This is a genomic window from Bradyrhizobium sp. IC3123 (assembly GCF_020193625.1).
In the GTDB taxonomy this organism is placed as follows: domain Bacteria; phylum Pseudomonadota; class Alphaproteobacteria; order Rhizobiales; family Xanthobacteraceae; genus Bradyrhizobium; species Bradyrhizobium yuanmingense.
On sequence record NZ_JADYVF010000001.1, the window covers coordinates 1,005,756 to 1,020,287 of the forward strand.

Annotated in this window: 16 protein-coding genes; 11 read left to right on the top strand and 5 right to left on the bottom strand. The window is 65.6% G+C overall.

Going from position 1 to position 14,532, the window contains the following annotated elements; translation table 11 throughout:
* Window positions 1–6: 6 nt before the first annotated feature.
* Both I6F20_RS04955 and surE read left to right on the top strand, forming a co-directional pair.
* Window positions 7–369, top strand: a complete 363-nt coding sequence (locus tag I6F20_RS04955; protein ID WP_057029282.1) for a hypothetical protein — start codon at window positions 7–9, stop codon at window positions 367–369.
* Window positions 370–477: 108 nt separating this feature from the next.
* Window positions 478–1,245, top strand: coding sequence for a 5'/3'-nucleotidase SurE (surE, locus tag I6F20_RS04960; protein ID WP_036012754.1), 768 nt, complete (start codon window positions 478–480; stop codon window positions 1,243–1,245).
* A 3-nt stretch (window positions 1,246–1,248) separates the two neighbouring features.
* Here surE and I6F20_RS04965 read toward each other — a convergent pair whose 3' ends face one another.
* Window positions 1,249–1,620, bottom strand: coding sequence for a response regulator (locus I6F20_RS04965; RefSeq protein ID WP_036044248.1), 372 nt, complete (start codon window positions 1,618–1,620; stop codon window positions 1,249–1,251).
* Window positions 1,621–1,849: 229 nt separating this feature from the next.
* Here I6F20_RS04965 and I6F20_RS04970 point away from each other — a divergent pair, with 229 nt between their 5' ends.
* Together I6F20_RS04970 and I6F20_RS04975 are read left to right on the top strand one after the other, a co-directional pair.
* Window positions 1,850–2,500 carry a protein-L-isoaspartate(D-aspartate) O-methyltransferase gene (locus tag I6F20_RS04970; RefSeq protein ID WP_085969151.1) on the top strand — a complete coding sequence of 217 codons (651 nt, stop codon included), beginning with the start codon at window positions 1,850–1,852 and terminating at the stop codon, window positions 2,498–2,500.
* 109 nt (window positions 2,501–2,609) lie between these two features.
* Window positions 2,610–3,992, top strand: a complete 1,383-nt coding sequence (locus I6F20_RS04975; RefSeq protein WP_225125279.1) for a LysM peptidoglycan-binding domain-containing M23 family metallopeptidase — start codon at window positions 2,610–2,612, stop codon at window positions 3,990–3,992.
* Between the two features lie 176 nt (window positions 3,993–4,168).
* Here I6F20_RS04975 and I6F20_RS04980 read toward each other — a convergent pair whose 3' ends face one another.
* Window positions 4,169–5,149, bottom strand: a complete 981-nt coding sequence (locus I6F20_RS04980) for an ATP-binding protein (RefSeq protein WP_225125280.1) — start codon at window positions 5,147–5,149, stop codon at window positions 4,169–4,171.
* A 182-nt stretch (window positions 5,150–5,331) separates the two neighbouring features.
* Here I6F20_RS04980 and yajC point away from each other — a divergent pair, with 182 nt between their 5' ends.
* Genes yajC through I6F20_RS05010 form a run of 6 tightly spaced genes read left to right on the top strand, consistent with a single transcriptional unit; the run spans window position 5,332 to window position 10,967 of the window.
* On the top strand, window positions 5,332–5,700 hold the full coding sequence (gene yajC, locus I6F20_RS04985; RefSeq protein WP_036012751.1) for a preprotein translocase subunit YajC: 369 nt from the start codon (window positions 5,332–5,334) through the stop codon (window positions 5,698–5,700).
* Window positions 5,701–5,747: 47 nt separating this feature from the next.
* A complete protein-coding gene (gene secD / locus I6F20_RS04990; protein ID WP_036012748.1) occupies window positions 5,748–7,352 on the top strand; it encodes a protein translocase subunit SecD in 1,605 nt (534 codons plus the stop codon).
* A 10-nt stretch (window positions 7,353–7,362) separates the two neighbouring features.
* Window positions 7,363–8,382: a protein translocase subunit SecF gene (gene secF / locus I6F20_RS04995; protein ID WP_036012746.1), complete on the top strand. Its 1,020-nt coding sequence runs from the start codon at window positions 7,363–7,365 to the stop codon at window positions 8,380–8,382.
* A 60-nt stretch (window positions 8,383–8,442) separates the two neighbouring features.
* The gene (locus I6F20_RS05000) at window positions 8,443–8,826 is read left to right on the top strand and encodes an Mth938-like domain-containing protein (protein ID WP_028179505.1); all 384 of its coding nucleotides are present in this window, start codon (window positions 8,443–8,445) and stop codon (window positions 8,824–8,826) included.
* Entirely contained in the window at window positions 8,823–9,680 is an 858-nt protein-coding gene (locus I6F20_RS05005) for a phytoene/squalene synthase family protein (protein ID WP_225125281.1), read from the top strand. The genes I6F20_RS05000 and I6F20_RS05005 overlap by 4 nt, the downstream gene beginning before the upstream one ends.
* A 45-nt stretch (window positions 9,681–9,725) precedes the next feature.
* Window positions 9,726–10,967 (top strand): threonine ammonia-lyase, encoded by a 1,242-nt coding sequence (locus tag I6F20_RS05010; RefSeq protein ID WP_225125282.1) that lies wholly within the window; start codon window positions 9,726–9,728, stop codon window positions 10,965–10,967.
* Window positions 10,968–10,974: 7 nt separating this feature from the next.
* Here I6F20_RS05010 and I6F20_RS05015 read toward each other — a convergent pair whose 3' ends face one another.
* Window positions 10,975–12,153 (bottom strand): aminotransferase class V-fold PLP-dependent enzyme, encoded by a 1,179-nt coding sequence (locus I6F20_RS05015; RefSeq protein WP_036028214.1) that lies wholly within the window; start codon window positions 12,151–12,153, stop codon window positions 10,975–10,977.
* 148 nt (window positions 12,154–12,301) lie between these two features.
* Between I6F20_RS05015 and I6F20_RS05020 the strand changes: the two genes are divergently transcribed.
* Window positions 12,302–12,775: a VOC family protein gene (locus I6F20_RS05020; protein WP_008547150.1), complete on the top strand. Its 474-nt coding sequence runs from the start codon at window positions 12,302–12,304 to the stop codon at window positions 12,773–12,775.
* Window positions 12,776–12,787: 12 nt separating this feature from the next.
* On the opposite strand, the gene I6F20_RS05025 is transcribed toward I6F20_RS05020, so the two are convergent.
* Together I6F20_RS05025 and I6F20_RS05030 are read right to left on the bottom strand one after the other, a co-directional pair.
* Entirely contained in the window at window positions 12,788–13,339 is a 552-nt protein-coding gene (locus tag I6F20_RS05025) for a CAP domain-containing protein (protein WP_036028219.1), read from the bottom strand.
* Between the two features lie 95 nt (window positions 13,340–13,434).
* Entirely contained in the window at window positions 13,435–14,529 is a 1,095-nt protein-coding gene (locus tag I6F20_RS05030) for an AMP-binding enzyme (protein ID WP_109145786.1), read from the bottom strand.
* Window positions 14,530–14,532 lie beyond the last annotated feature (3 nt).

Sequence of the window (14,532 nt, forward strand, 5' to 3'; positions counted from 1 at the left end):
CCCTTCATGGCCTTGCACCGCGACATCTTCTGGGTCGGAAGACAATGGGCGGTGACCGGGGCCGGGATCCAGGCCATCGACCAGCGCCTCCGCGGCGTTCTCGACATCGGGATCGCGCGGCTCTGGGACGACGATCTCGTGCAGAGCCGGCGGGCCAAGCCCGGGGTCAATGCCGCGGATTTCGACAAGGCGTTGAGCGTGGCACGCGAACGCTTTCCGCAGGAGCCGACCTCCGATCCGTTCCTCGCGCAGCTGAAGGCGCTCGGCGTCATCGAGGCTTCCGTCGTGAACCCGGTCGTGCCGGCGATGCAACTGCGTGCAGAAGGCCGGCTTGCGCGCTTCCTGCCGCAATGGCGCGTTCGCCGCTAGCGGGACCAGCCAGGGAACCAGCCGCCGGACCGCAATCGTCCGGTTTGCCTGATCGGCGCTGGCCGGATAAGACGGCTCAGACCCGCTTTCAGGAATCGAACCTTCCGCATGCGCATTCTCTGCACCAATGACGACGGCATCCACGCTCCCGGCCTCAAGGTCGTGGAGGAGATTGCGCGCGCTTTGACCGATGATGTCTGGGTGGTGGCGCCCGAGCTCGACCAGTCCGGCGTGTCGCACTCGCTGTCGCTGAACGATCCCTTGCGTCTGCGCGAGGTCGGCCCACGGCACTTTGCCGTGCGCGGCACGCCGACCGACTGCGTCATCATGGGAGCGCGCCATATCCTGGGAGCCAAGCTGCCCGATCTCGTGCTGTCCGGCGTCAATAAGGGCCGCAACGTCGCCGAGGACGTGGTCTATTCCGGCACCATTGCCGGCGCATTGGAGGGCACCATCCTGGGGTTGCCGTCATTCGCATTGTCGCAGGAGTTCAGCGTCGAGACCCGCGAACGGCCGCCGTGGGACACGGCCCGCAAATTCGGGCCCGATATCCTGCGCAAGGTGATCGCCGCCGGCGTTCCGAAGGACACCGTCATCAACATCAACTTCCCATCCTGCGCGCCGGAGGATGTGCTTGGCATCCGCGTCACGCGGCAAGGCAAGCGCAATCTCGGCTTCCTCAGGATCGACGAGCGCCGGGACGGCCGCGGTAATCCTTATTTCTGGATCGGCTTCGAGCGGACCGCGATGCTCGACACGCCCGCCGACGGCACCGATCTCGCGGCGCTGCGCGAGCGCTACGTCTCGGTCACCCCGCTCAGGCTCGACCGCACCGACGAGGCGTTTTCGGAGCAGCTTGGCCTCACCCTGAAATAAAGGTTAGCTGCCGCGAAGCGCGGCCTCGATGGTCTTGCCGAGCGCGTCGAGCTGAAACGGCTTCTGGAGCGCCGGCCGGTCGCGATATTGCTCGGGCAGGCCGGAGGAGCCGTAACCGGTGGCGAAGATGAACGGGCAGCCCTTGGCCATGATGACATCGGCGACCGGCGAGATGACCTTGCCGTTGACGTTGACATCGAGAATGGCGAGATCGAACTCGGTGGATTGCGCAAGCCGCATGGCCTCATTGATGTCGCCCGCTTCGGCGGCAACCTTGTAGCCAAGCTCCTCCAACATGTCTGCGACCATCATTCTGATCATGACCTCGTCCTCGACGAGGAAAACAGAGCGGCCCGAAAGCCCTGTCGCAGTCATGGTTGAGTCCTTGCCCATTCTCGTAAACGTTCGCAGATAACGATAGGCGACGCAATGCGCGTTTCGACGAACGCAAACCTCGCAAATGGCTTAGCGCTTTGAAGGCCTTGTTGTGGTCAAATGCTGTGCCGAAAGGATATCATGAGTTCCTGAGCCGGAACAAGATTCTCGTCTCGGGTTCTTGCGGTGCAGTACGGCGATCCGCCAGACGAGACGAGCGATAGCAGCAATGACGTCCCACCAGCACCCGCCGGAAAAGATGATGTTTCAGCTCACGCTGAGGCGTCGGGGCATCAGCGATCAGGCCGTGCTGCGGACCATGGAAGAGGTGCCGCGCGAGCTTTTCGTCGACGAGGCCGATCGCGAGGGCGCCTATCGTGACAGCGCGCTGCCGATCGCCTGCGGGCAGACCATCAGCCAGCCCTTCGTCGTCGCCTACATGACCGAGCAGCTCCAGCTCCAGAAGCAGCACCGGGTGCTCGAAATCGGCACCGGCTCCGGCTACCAGGCCGCCGTGCTGTCGCGGCTCGCCGGCCAGGTCCTGACCGTCGAGCGCTATCGCAAGCTCGCCGACACGGCACGCGCCCGGCTTGAGAAGCTCGATTGTCACAATGTCGAGGTGATGCTCGGTGACGGTCTCAATCTGCCTCCCAACATCGGCCCGTTCGATCGCATCATCGTCACCGCGGCGATGGAGCAGATACCGGAGAACCTGGTCGAGCGGCTTGAGGTCGGGGGCATCCTGATTGCCCCGGTCGGCCCGCATCAGGGCGTGCAGACGCTGACCCGCCTGGCCCGCAGCGAAACCGGAATCGAGCGCAAGGAACTCGTCGAGGTCCGCTTCGTGCCGGCACTGCCCGGGGTGGCGCGGGAGCTGTAGAATCCCGGATCGGCAGTGCCGCCAACATCTTATTGTGAGGGTTAAGCCGTTATTTACTCGCCGCGTGTTTACTTAAAACACCAGTTCTGTTGCGTACGAGTGAGTAACCATGTCCGCTGTCGCCGAGTTGCTTTACTCGCGCCGCGTGCCGCAGGTCGCGGTGCTGGCGCTGATCTCCTTCAGCTTTGCAGGGTGCAGCGCCGACATGTCGTCGCGGCTGTCCCAGACCAACTTCTCCAATCCTTTCGCCTCCGAGCAGACCGGTTCGGTGCAGCAGCCGCCGCCGCAGCGTGAGTTGCCGCAATATGCGCGGCCGCAGACGCAGCCCGGTTACTACCAGTCGCAGGCTTTGCCTCCGCCCGCGGTATCTGCCCCGCAGTCCTATCCCGTTGCCTCCGGGGGCGGGGTGTCCGGCGGCGGACGCGGCGTCAGCTCATATGCGCCCCCGGCACAACCGCACCTGGAAACCACGGCGACCGTCCCGCCGCGGTCGGTCGCGGCCGCCCAGCCGGCCGGCGGAACCAAGATCATCGTCGGGACCAGCGACACGCTCGACGTGCTCGCCAAGCGCTATCGCGTCACGCCGCAGGCGATCCTTGCCGCTAACGGCTACAAGGGTCCGCGGGCGCTCTCGCCCGGCCAGCAGTTGATCATTCCGTCTCCTGCCACCGCAGCTGCACCGGCGCCCGCGATGGCTCCGGTCGCGGCAGCGCCTGCGGCGAAGCCGGTTGCTGCCGTCGCGGCACCGCCGAGCACGCACTTCGTCAACCGTGGCGACACGCTCGCCAGCATCGCGCGCAAGAACCGCATCTCGGCGGCAGAGCTCGCCCGTGCCAACGGCATCGATCCGTCGGCAAAGCTGAAGCTCGGCACCAAGCTGACCGTGCCCGGCGCCAAGACCGCCGCCGTCGCGGCGCCGGTTGCTGCGGCTCCGGTCGCGGCTGCACCGGTGGCCGGAACGCTCCAGCCTGTTGCGGCAGCTCCGGCACCCGCGACCAAGATGGCCACTGCCGCCGCGCCCGTGCAGAGCGCGCGGCTCGCCCAGGCCACGAGCAATGTGGAAGAGAAGGCTGCCGAGACGCCGGCGAAGGCTGCGGAGGCCACCGGCGCGCTGCCGACCTTCCGCTGGCCCGTCCGCGGCAAGGTGGTCACGAGCTACGGTGCCAAGACCAATGGCAAGTCCAATGACGGCATCAATCTGGCGGTGCCCGAGGGGACGCCGGTCAAGGCGGCCGAAGATGGCGTCGTCGCCTATTCCGGCAACGAGCTGAAGGGTTACGGCAATCTGGTTCTGGTTCGGCACTCCAACGGCTACGTCACCGCATATGCCCATGCGAGTGAGCTGTTGGTGAAGCGCGGCGATACCATCAAGCGCGGCCAGGTCATTGCCAAGTCGGGTCAATCCGGGGAGGTGGCGTCGCCGCAGCTCCACTTCGAGATCCGCAAGGGATCGAGCCCGGTTGACCCGCTTCAATTCCTCAACGGGGCGTGAGACTTACGTAGCCTCCGCACGAACCGTGTCGTCGCCCGGCTCGACCGGGTGACCCAGTACGCCGCGGCCTCTCGATTGACAACAAACGTCTCTGGAATACTGCATCGCCCGCTCCAGTGCGCAAGTGCGCACAAGGCGGGCGATGACAGTTGAATTCGGGGTAACAGCTCGCGCTACTACGCCGTCAGCTTCACACCCAGCCGTCCCGCCAGCTCCTGCACGAACTGCCAGGCGACGCGGCCCGAGCGCGAGCCGCGCGTCGTCGACCATTCCAGCGCCTCGCGCTCGAGCGTCTCGTCGTCGACCCTGATCCCGAAATGGCTGCAATAGCCGCGCACCATGGCGAGATATTCGTCCTGGCTGCAGCGGTGGAAGCCGAGCCAGAGGCCGAAGCGATCCGAGAGCGAGACCTTCTCCTCCACCGCTTCGCCCGGATTGATCGCGGTCGAGCGCTCGTTCTCGATCATCTCGCGCGCCAGCAGATGGCGCCGGTTGGAGGTGGCGTAGAGGATGACGTTCTCGGGCCGGCCCTCGATGCCGCCTTCGAGGACCGCCTTGAGCGACTTGTAGGAGGCATCATTGCCGTCGAAGGAGAGGTCGTCGCAGAACACGATGAAACGGAAGGAGGAGGCCCGCAGCTGCTCCATCAGGGCCGGCAGGCTCTCGATGTCCTCACGGTGGATCTCGATCAGCTTGAGCTTGTCGGCCGGTTTGCGCTCCGCGTTGATGCTGGCATGCGCCGCCTTCACCAGTGACGACTTGCCCATGCCGCGTGCGCCCCAGAGCAGGGCGTTGTTGGCGGGCAGGCCGTTGGCGAAGCGCTCGGTGTTCTCCATCAGGATGTCGCGCATCCGGTCGACGCCCTTGAGCAGGAACAGCTCGACGCGGCTCACGCGCGGCACCGCCGAGAGGCGTCCGTCGGGATGCCAGACATAGGCGTCCGCCCGCTTGAACGACTCGGCCTCGGTCGCCGGCTTGCCCTGCGCGGAGAGGTGCGCCGCAATGGTCTCCAGGGCGCGGACGATGCGCTCCTGCGGGAGGTCCGGGCCTGCCTTGGTGACCGCCGCCGTGGGGCGTTTTGCCGCGAGGCGGGTGGGCTTGTTGGCAGGGGTGCGGGGGCCTTTGCCGGCCGGGCTTTTGCTATGGTTTTTGGGCATGTCCGAAGTTCCTGAGAACGCAGCCTTATCGGGCCTGACGGGCCGCCGCAAGGTGGCCCAAAAGGGCAGTCTGGCAGCGTTGCAATTGGGGCAATGGCCGCTATAGTCCGCGCGAATTTGACCGAACCGGTCGCCTTTGAGGGCCTGACCGGCTTTCCCCCGTTCTCGCGAGGATCGTCCGAATGCTGATTACCCCTGCGTATGCCCAGGCCGCGGCCGCTGGCGACACCAACAGCATGTTGATGTCGCTGCTGCCGTTCGCCCTGATCTTCGTGATCATGTACTTCCTGATTCTGCGCCCGCAGCAGAAGAAGGTCCGCGACCACGCCGAGCTCGTGAAGAATATCCGCCGCGGCGACACCATCGTGACCTCAGGAGGTCTCGTCGGCAAGGTCACCAAGGTGGTCGACGACGACCAGATCGAGTTCGAGATTTCCGACGGCGTGCGCGTGCGGCAGATGCGCCAGATGATCTCGGGCGTGCGCGCCAAGGGCGAGCCGGCCAAGGAAAGCGCAAAAGAGAGCGCCAAGGACGACACCGCGGCGAAGTGAGAGCTTCACCGCGAGTCTCAAGTCTCCTGATCTGACAGGTCCAGTCGATGTTGTATTTCACGCGGTGGAAGGCGCTGGGGATTATCCTGACGGCGCTGATCGTGTGCCTCTGCGCGGTCCCCAACTTCTTCCCCGAGGCGCAAGTCAAGAGCTGGCCCGCCTGGGCGCAGCGCCGCATCGTGCTCGGCCTCGACCTCCAGGGCGGCTCCTATCTGCTGCTCGAGGTCGACGCTGCCTATGTGAAGAAGGAGCGGCTCGACCAGGTCCGCGACGACGTTCGCCGGACCCTGCGCGACGCCAAGATCGGATTCACCGGCGGCGTCACCGTGCGCAACGATGCCGTCGAGGTTCGCATCACCAAGGAGACCGATGCGCAGCCGGCGCTTGCCAAGCTGCGCGAGCTGTCCCAGCCGCTGGGCGGCCTGATGGGATCCAGCGGTCAGCGCGACCTCGAGGTGACTGATGCCGGCGGCGGGGTGATCCGCCTGAGCGTCCCGCAGGCTGCGGTGCTCGATCGCCTGCGCAAGACCATCGAGCAGTCGATCCAGATCGTCGAACGCCGCGTCAACGAGCTCGGCACCGTCGAGCCCGTCATCCAGCGCCAGGGCAACGACCGCATCCTGGTGCAGGTCCCCGGTCTTCAGGACCCGACCCGCCTGAAGGAACTGCTGGGCAGGACCGCGAAGATGGAATTCCGCATGGTCGACACCTCCGTGCCGCCGGATCAGGCGCAAGCGGGCAGGGTGCCGCCGGAATCCGAACTGCTGATGAGCGCCTCGCCTCCGCCGACGCCCTATGTGGTCAAGAAGCAGGTGCTGGTCGCCGGCGGCGACCTGACCGATGCGCAGGCGACCTTCGACCAGCGCACGGGTGAGCCGGTCGTCAGCTTCAAGTTCAACACCTCGGGCGCGCGCAAATTCTCGCAGGCCACGCAGGAGAACGTGGGACTGCCGTTCGCGATCGTGCTGGACAACAAGGTGATCTCGGCGCCCGTCATCCGAGAGCCCATCACCGGCGGCCAGGGCCAGATCTCCGGCAATTTCACGGTGCAATCGGCCAACGATCTCGCGATTCTCCTGCGCGCCGGCGCATTGCCGGCACCGCTCACGGTGGTCGAGGAGCGCACCGTGGGTCCAGGACTCGGTCAGGACTCGATCGAGAAGGGCCAGCTCGCGGCCTATGTCGGCTCGATCCTCGTCATCATCTTCATGCTGCTGACCTACCGGCTGTTCGGCGTGTTCGCCAACATCGCGGTGGCCATCAACGTCGCCATGATCTTCGGCTTATTGTCGCTGCTCAACGCCACGCTGACGCTGCCCGGCATCGCCGGCATCGTGCTCACCGTCGGCATCGCGGTCGACTCCAACGTGCTGATCTACGAACGCATCCGCGAGGAATTGCGCGGCGGCCGCAATGCGATCTCGGCGATCGACGCCGGATTCAAGCGGGCGCTCGCCACCATCCTCGATTCCAACATCACCACCTTCATTGCTGCCGCGGTGCTGTTCTACATCGGCACCGGTCCGGTGCGCGGCTTTGCCGTGACGCTCGGCATCGGCATCATCACCACGGTGTTCACCGCCTTCACCCTGACCCGGCTGATCGTCGCCTGGTGGGTGCGGTGGAAGCGGCCGCAGAGCGTGCCGATCTAGGAGCCTGATCGTGACTCACACCGTTCTCATCGGGCTCGGCGTCCTCATTGCCATCCTCACCGTGGTCTCGGCCCTCGGCCTGCTGCCGTCGCTGCGCATCGTCCCCGACGATACGCATTTCGACTTCACGCGCTTCCGTCGCATCAGCTTTCCGATCTCGGCGGCGCTGTCGATCGTCGCGATCGTGCTGTTCTTCACCCATGGCCTGAACCTCGGTATCGACTTCAAGGGCGGCACGCTGCTGGAGGTGAAGGCGAAGTCCGGCACCGCCGACATCGCGGCAATGCGTACCTCGCTCGACGGCCTGGGCCTCGGCGAGGTCCAGCTGCAGCAGTTCGGCGGTCCGGAGAACGTCCTGATCCGCGTTGCGGAGCAGCCGGGTGGCGACGCGGCCCAGCAGGCAGCCCTGCAGAAGCTTCGTGGCGCGCTTGGCGACAGTGTCGACATTCAGCGCACCGAGGTGCTGGGTCCGCGCGTCGCGGGCGAGCTCCTGGCCTACGGCATGCTCGGCCTGATGCTCGCGATCGTTGGGATCCTGATTTATCTCTGGTTCCGGTTCGAATGGCAGTTCGCGCTGGGCGCCATGATCGCCAACGTGCACGACATCGTGCTGACGATCGGCTTCATGTCGATCAGCCAGGTCGATTTCGACCTGACCAGCATCGCGGCGTTGCTGACCATTCTCGGCTATTCGCTCAACGATACCGTCGTCATCTACGACCGCATCCGGGAAATGCTGCGTCGCTACAAGAAGATGCCGATGCCCCAGCTGCTCAATGAATCCATCAACTCGACGCTGTCGCGCTCGATCATCACCCACGTCACGGTGACGCTCGCGCTGCTCGCGCTGCTCTTGTTCGGCGGCCATGCCATCCACAGCTTCACCGCGGTGATGATGTTCGGCGTGGTGCTGGTCGGCACCTACACCTCGATCTTCATTGCAGCACCGATCCTGATCTATCTCGGCGTCGGCGAGCACCGCGAAGACGCGCCCGATACGGCGACGCCGGCGAAGAAAAGCAAGGCATGATCCGAACCTCATGCCCTTGCAGGCGTTTGCGAGGGCAGTAAGCCCATTCGGACGAAGCTCATGGCCGGCGATCCCAACGCTCCGCATTTTCCGCGCTCGGCGCCGATCGATGCCTATGGCAAGGGCGGCTTCGCCTTTGCCGGCATGTCGCATCGGGGCTCGCTGCTCTGTCTGCCCGACGCGATCTGGGCTTGGGACGTGACCGACCCCGCGAAGATCGACCGCTACTCGCTGGATCGGGTGTTCACGGCGGCCAACAGCATCGACACGCTCCTGGTCGGCACTGGAACGGGGCTGTGGCTGCCGCCGCCGGAGCTGCGTCAGGCGCTCAAGGCGGTGAGGGTTGTACTGGACACGATGCAGACCGGCCCGGCCGTGCGTACCTACAACATCATGATCGGCGAACGGCGGCGGGTTGCCGCCGCGCTGATCGCCGTGCCATGAGCAACCCGCCATCCGACTCCGCCGCGTTCTGCGCCGATCTCGTGCGCAGCCACGACTTTCCCCGCTACGCCGCGACCCTGTTCGCGCCGGCCGCCGAGCGCCGCGCGTTACTGGCGATCTATGCCTTCAACGTCGAGATCGTTCGCGTCCGCGACCAGGTGAGCCAGCCCCTGCCCGGCGAGATCCGCCTGCAATGGTGGACCGACATGCTGTCGGGCCACGTCCATGGCAGCGCCGAAGGCAATCCGGTGGCGGCCGAGCTGCTTCGCGCGATCCGCGATTTCGACCTGCCGGTCGAGCCGCTGTCGCTGCTTGCCGAGGAGCATCAGTTCGATCTCTACAACGACCCGATGCCGACGATGGCCGCGCTGGAAGGTTACCTCGCGGCGACCTCATCGGCGCTGTTCGCCCTGGCAGCGCAGGTCTTGGGACCGCCTTCGGAGGCGGCCGAGCATGTCGCCCGCCATGCCGGGCTGGCGCAGGGTATCGTGCAGGTCATCGCCAATCTGCCGCGCGATGCCGCGCACCGGCAATTGTTCGTGCCGCAGCAGGTGCTGGAGCAGCACGATTGCAGCATGGAGGACGTCTTCGCCGGCAAGGAAACACCCAATCTCCATGCGGTGCTTGAGCAACTGGCGGGTGAAGCCCGGCAGCATATGACCGCGGCTTCATCGCTGCTGGCGCAGCTGGCGCCGCCGTTGCGGCCGGCGTTTCTGCCGCTGCGCCAGGCGCAGGCCGATCTTGAGCGCCTGTCGCGCCCGGGACGCAATCCGTTTAGGTTGCAGCCGACCTCGCGGTTGCGCACGCTCTGGACGCTGTGGCGCGCCTCGCGATCGCGTGAATTTACCAAATAGACGCCGGCTTATCGCCTGGCCCGCCCAAATGCTCTATGCTGTCCTATGGCTGACATGTCCCAAAGCTCGTTCGATCTCAGCGGCCTTCCGGTCGCCCCTGAAGACATTCGCGCCGCCGCCAAGACCATCCAAGGCGCCGTTGTCGAGACGCCCTGTAGCCACAGCCGGACGCTGAGCAGCATCTGCGGCTGCGACATCTGGCTCAAATTCGAGAACCTGCAGTTCACCTCCTCGTTCAAGGAGCGCGGCGCGCTCAACCGGCTTACCGCGCTGACGGCGGAGGAGCGCGCGCGGGGCGTGATCGCGATGTCCGCGGGCAACCACGCGCAAGGCGTTGCCTACCATGCCAAGCGGCTCGGCATTCCCGCCACCATCGTGATGCCGATCGGCACGCCCATGGTGAAGATCGAGAACACCCGGCATCACGGCGCCGAGGTGGTGGTCACGGGCGCGACGCTGGAGGAGGCGGCCGCCTTTGCGCGCAGCCACGGTGAAGCGCACGGCATGGTCTTCGTCCATCCTTACGACGATCCGCTCGTCATCGCCGGGCAGGGCACGATCGGGCTGGAAATGCTGAAGGCGGTCCCGGAGCTCGACACGCTGGTCGTCCCGATCGGCGGCGGCGGTTTGATCAGCGGGATTGCCATTGCCGCGAAGTCGATCAAGCCGTCGCTCAGGATACTGGGCGTCGAGGCCTGGCTCTATCCCTCGATGTACAACGCCATTCACGACGGCAATCTGCCGGCGCGCGGCGATACGCTCGCCGAGGGCATCGCGGTGAAATCACCGGGCAAGATCACCACCGAAATCGTTCGGCGCCTCGTCGACGATATTGCGCTCGTCAACGAAGCCGAGCTCGAGCGTGCAGTCGCGACCCTGATCTCGATCGAGAAGACCGTCGTCGAGGGCGCCGGCGCCGCCGGCCTCGCCGCGCTGATGTCCGATCCGTCCCGCTTTGCCGGCGAGAAGGTCGGCCTCGTGCTGAGCGGAGGCAATATCGACACGCGGCTGATCGCCTCCGTGCTCACCCGCGAGCTCGCGCGCGAGGGGCGGCTGACGCAATTGTCGCTCGATATCCCCGACAGGCCGGGGCAGCTCGCCGCGGTAGCGGCACTGCTGGCCGAAGCGGGTGCGAATATCATCGAGGTCTCACACCAGCGGACCTTCTCCGACCTGCCGGCCAAGGCGACGCTGCTGCAGCTTGTCATCGAGACCCGCGATGCCGCCCATCTCAACGAGGTGATGGCCAGGCTCAGCGCATCCGGACTGAGCGCGCGCTGCACCTGAGCACGCGCTAACGTGACGCCAAATCCGCGACGTGGTCGATCAGCCGGTCGATCTCGGCTTGGGTGTTGTAGTAGTGGGGGGAAGCTCGGACGAGCGGCGGCAGCTCGCGGTTCTCGGCATCGATGCGGGTACTCGACGGGTCTGAAGCGCCGATTGTGATGCCCGCCGCCGCGGCGCTGCTGACAATGGCCTCCGCTTCATATCCATCCAAAGTGAAGCTGACGATGGCGCCAGGCTTGCGGCCAAGGTCGTGAATAGTGATGCCACGAATGGAAGCGAGGCCGCTGCGAAGGCGGCCCGCGAGCAGCCGGCAGCGCTCCTCGATGGCATCCATGCCGATGTCGAGCGCATAATCGACGGCAGCGCCGAGCCCAAGCCGGGCGGCGTAATTATTCTCCCATGTCTCGAAGCGGCGGGCATCGTCGCGGAGCCGATATTCATCGCGCGAGACCCAGGGCGCTGCAAAATGGTCGATCATCGGTGGCTCGAGCTGCTGCAGGAGCGCCCCGCGCACATAGAGAAAGCCGGTACCACGCGGTCCCCGCAGGAATTTGCGTCCCGTGGCCGACAGCATGTCGCAGCCGATGGCCTCGACGTCGACCTCCATCTGGCCGACCGCCTGGCAGGCATCGAGCAGATAGGGGATGCCGTGTGCTCGCGCAATTCTGCCGATGGCCGCTGCGGGATTGGTCAGCCCGCCATTGGTCGGAACCCAGGTGATGGCGATCAGCTTCACGCGTTCGTCGATCATACGTTCGAGTGCGCCGACATCGAACTCGCCCGTCGCATCGCTCGGCACCACATCGATGACCGCGCCTGTGCGTTTGGCGGCCTGAAGAAACGCAACATAGTTGGCGGCGTACTCCGCTTCGGCCGTCAGGATCCGGTCGCCCTCTCGAAATGAAAGCGAATAGAACGCCATCTGCCAGGCAACCGTCGCGTTCTCCACCAGGGCGATTTCATCCGGCGATGCGTTCAGGAGCCGGGCCACTGAGCCGTAAACGGCTTCGAGCCGATCTGACGCGCGATCGGCTGCGGCATAGCCGCCGATCTCGCTCTCGAGATCGATATGTCCTTTCATCGCCGCGACGACGGGCGCGGGCATGAGAGCCGCACCGGCATTGTGGAGATACGCGAGCCGGGAGGCAGCAGGCGTGTCGGCACGTATCTGGTTGATGTCGATCACGTCAGAGCCTCCATCTTCAGGTTCCTCGTAGACACAATGACGCACGCGAGCAAGCTCGGGCAAACGACTGTTCCAGCTGGAGCATGCAGATCGGGATGCCTATGCTGATCGGAAGCGCAATCTGGCACGGAATCACAGGGAATACCCAATGGCAAAGAACACGATCTGCCTCTGGTACGACAAGGATGCTGAAGCCGCGGCCCGCTTCTATGCCGAGACGTTTCCCGACAGCGCGGTGAGTGCGGTCCATCGCGCGCCCAGCGACTATCCGTCCGGCAAGGCAGGCGATGTCCTGACCGTCGAGTTCACGGTAGCCGGCGTTGCCTGTCTCGGTCTCAATGGCGGACCCGTCTTCAAGCACAACGAGGCCTTCTCGTTCCAGATCGCCACCGACGATCAGGCGGAGACCGATCGCTACTGGAACGCCATCGTCGGCAATGGCGGGCAGGAGAGTGCGTGCGGCTGGTGCAAGGACAGATGGGGAGTCTCCTGGCAGATCACGCCGCGGGTGCTGACCGAGGCGCTGGCCGCCGGTGGCACGGAGGCCAAGCGCGCCTTCGATGCGATGATGGGGATGACGAAGATCGACGTCGCCGCGATCGAAGCCGCGCGCCGCGGCTGAGACGGTCGCGCCTCAGATGCAGAGGCCGAGCAGCTTGACGTGACAGTTGCCGGACTTCGGCTTGCTCGCGGGCGGTACCTCGCGCTTCACCGCGACGACGGGCTCCTTGTCCTTTTTCTTGCCTTTGCCCTTCTCGTAGTCGCCGGCGATGACCATGGCCCAATAGGTGCGCTTGCCACTCGCATTCTTGGCGCTGGCAATGCCGACGCGGGAGGCATTGTGCAGCAACAGGTTCTTGCGGTGCCCGGAGGAGTCGATCCACTGGCCCAGCGTCTTGTCGAAACTGTCGTAGCCGTAGGCGATGTTCTCTGCGGCGCGGCCCGCGCCGGCCGGTGCGACGCGGCGATTGAATGGGCCGAGTGTGTCGTGGCTGAGGTCGTCCTTCGCCGCCATCGCGCGGGCCTGATCCATGGCGATGCGATCGAGGGTGGCGTCGCGCACGACGCGGGCCTCACCATGCTTGAGACGGAAGCTGGAGATCAGCTCTGCCGGTGAGTCGGCCAGCGCAGGCGCCCCTGCCAGCAGCACAAGGCCGGCGATCGTTCCGCCAACCATACGATGCATCATCGTCCCCCGAGCGCCCATGATCTCTGCCAACCCTTCCTGATCCAAGCGCTTCTCGATCGCCATTGTGGAGGCTTCAAGGCGCAGATTCCGCGCTAGCTCGTCGGGAGCTTCGCCTCGAAATTGAAGCGGTCGCGCAGGTTCTTGCGCTGCTCCAGGATATCCTTGAGGAAGGCGCGATCCTGCTCGTTCTTCATCATCGGCTCGATCAGGTCGAGCTGGTTCATGGCGACCAGTTGCAGGACCTCGATGCGTGGCTTGCCGCTGGCGTTGCGTGGCAGGGCGTGCACGACCTGGATGTGCTCGGGCGGCTTCGGTCCCTTGGAGGCGGCAAGCTCGCTGCGGAGCTGGCCCTCGAGCGCGGCCTGATCGGCTTCGACGAAGGCGTAAAGCCCGACACCGGAGCGACGGTCGGCAAAGGCGACGATGGCGGCGTCGCGCACGGCGGGATTCCGGCGGATCAGCTCGGCCAGCACCGGCGCGTCGTTGACGAGCCGACGGCCGCCGCCCTCGCGATCGGTGAAGTTGAACAGGCCGCGGGTGATGGCGCGATAGACCTTCTTGCCGGTGGCGAGCCATAGGCTCGCGGCGAACGACTTCCTCGCCAGGATCTTTCGCTCTCGCGGCGTCAGCGCCTCAGGCGCGTAGGAGCGCTTGTGCTTGAGCAGATGCCGGAGGTCCTCATAGGCGAGGATGCGATAGAGCCGGCCGCGGCGCTTGAAGCACGCGGCGAGCTGGAAGTCGGTGACATAGGCGCGGCCGTCGCGGCCGACCAGCCAGTTCTGCTCCTTGGCGAGATCGTTGTGGCAGATGCCGGCGCGGCGCAGCCGACGCAGTGCGGCCTTGGCGGAGCGGAAATAGGCGACATCGCCATGGGGCTTTGCCAGGTGCAGCGCGACGCCGTCGACGAAGCCGCGCACCAGAGCGCGGCGCCCGGCCCAGAGCAGCTCGGGGCCGACGTCGAGGCCTTTGGCCCGCACCAAGGCCTGCTTCTCGCGGGCGAACAGGTGGCGTGCCAGCAGAAACGACCACCATGGCACCTCGTCGAGCCGGCGCAGCACCGCGTCGATCTCGCCGCTTTCGCTGCGGAAACGGCCGCGCTCGACGGTCGAGAACACGTCGCGCTTGAGCATCACGCCTTCGGTCCAGCGCGCCGACAGCTCTGCCGCGTCGTCTTTGGGCAAGCTCATTGC

What these genes read in the sequence shown, in the direction of transcription:
- I6F20_RS04955 (WP_057029282.1), top strand. Translation starts at nt 7, where the DNA reads ATGGCCTTGCACCGCGACATCTTCTGGGTCGGAAGACAATGGGCGGTG.
- surE (WP_036012754.1), top strand. Translation starts at nt 478, where the DNA reads ATGCGCATTCTCTGCACCAATGACGACGGCATCCACGCTCCCGGCCTC.
- I6F20_RS04965 (WP_036044248.1), bottom strand. Translation starts at nt 1,620, where the DNA reads ATGACTGCGACAGGGCTTTCGGGCCGCTCTGTTTTCCTCGTCGAGGAC.
- I6F20_RS04970 (WP_085969151.1), top strand. Translation starts at nt 1,850, where the DNA reads ATGACGTCCCACCAGCACCCGCCGGAAAAGATGATGTTTCAGCTCACG.
- I6F20_RS04975 (WP_225125279.1), top strand. Translation starts at nt 2,610, where the DNA reads ATGTCCGCTGTCGCCGAGTTGCTTTACTCGCGCCGCGTGCCGCAGGTC.
- I6F20_RS04980 (WP_225125280.1), bottom strand. Translation starts at nt 5,149, where the DNA reads ATGCCCAAAAACCATAGCAAAAGCCCGGCCGGCAAAGGCCCCCGCACC.
- yajC (WP_036012751.1), top strand. Translation starts at nt 5,332, where the DNA reads ATGCTGATTACCCCTGCGTATGCCCAGGCCGCGGCCGCTGGCGACACC.
- secD (WP_036012748.1), top strand. Translation starts at nt 5,748, where the DNA reads ATGTTGTATTTCACGCGGTGGAAGGCGCTGGGGATTATCCTGACGGCG.
- I6F20_RS05000 (WP_028179505.1), top strand. Translation starts at nt 8,443, where the DNA reads ATGGCCGGCGATCCCAACGCTCCGCATTTTCCGCGCTCGGCGCCGATC.
- I6F20_RS05005 (WP_225125281.1), top strand. Translation starts at nt 8,823, where the DNA reads ATGAGCAACCCGCCATCCGACTCCGCCGCGTTCTGCGCCGATCTCGTG.
- I6F20_RS05010 (WP_225125282.1), top strand. Translation starts at nt 9,726, where the DNA reads ATGGCTGACATGTCCCAAAGCTCGTTCGATCTCAGCGGCCTTCCGGTC.
- I6F20_RS05020 (WP_008547150.1), top strand. Translation starts at nt 12,302, where the DNA reads ATGGCAAAGAACACGATCTGCCTCTGGTACGACAAGGATGCTGAAGCC.
- I6F20_RS05025 (WP_036028219.1), bottom strand. Translation starts at nt 13,339, where the DNA reads ATGCATCGTATGGTTGGCGGAACGATCGCCGGCCTTGTGCTGCTGGCA.
- I6F20_RS05030 (WP_109145786.1), bottom strand. Translation starts at nt 14,529, where the DNA reads ATGAGCTTGCCCAAAGACGACGCGGCAGAGCTGTCGGCGCGCTGGACC.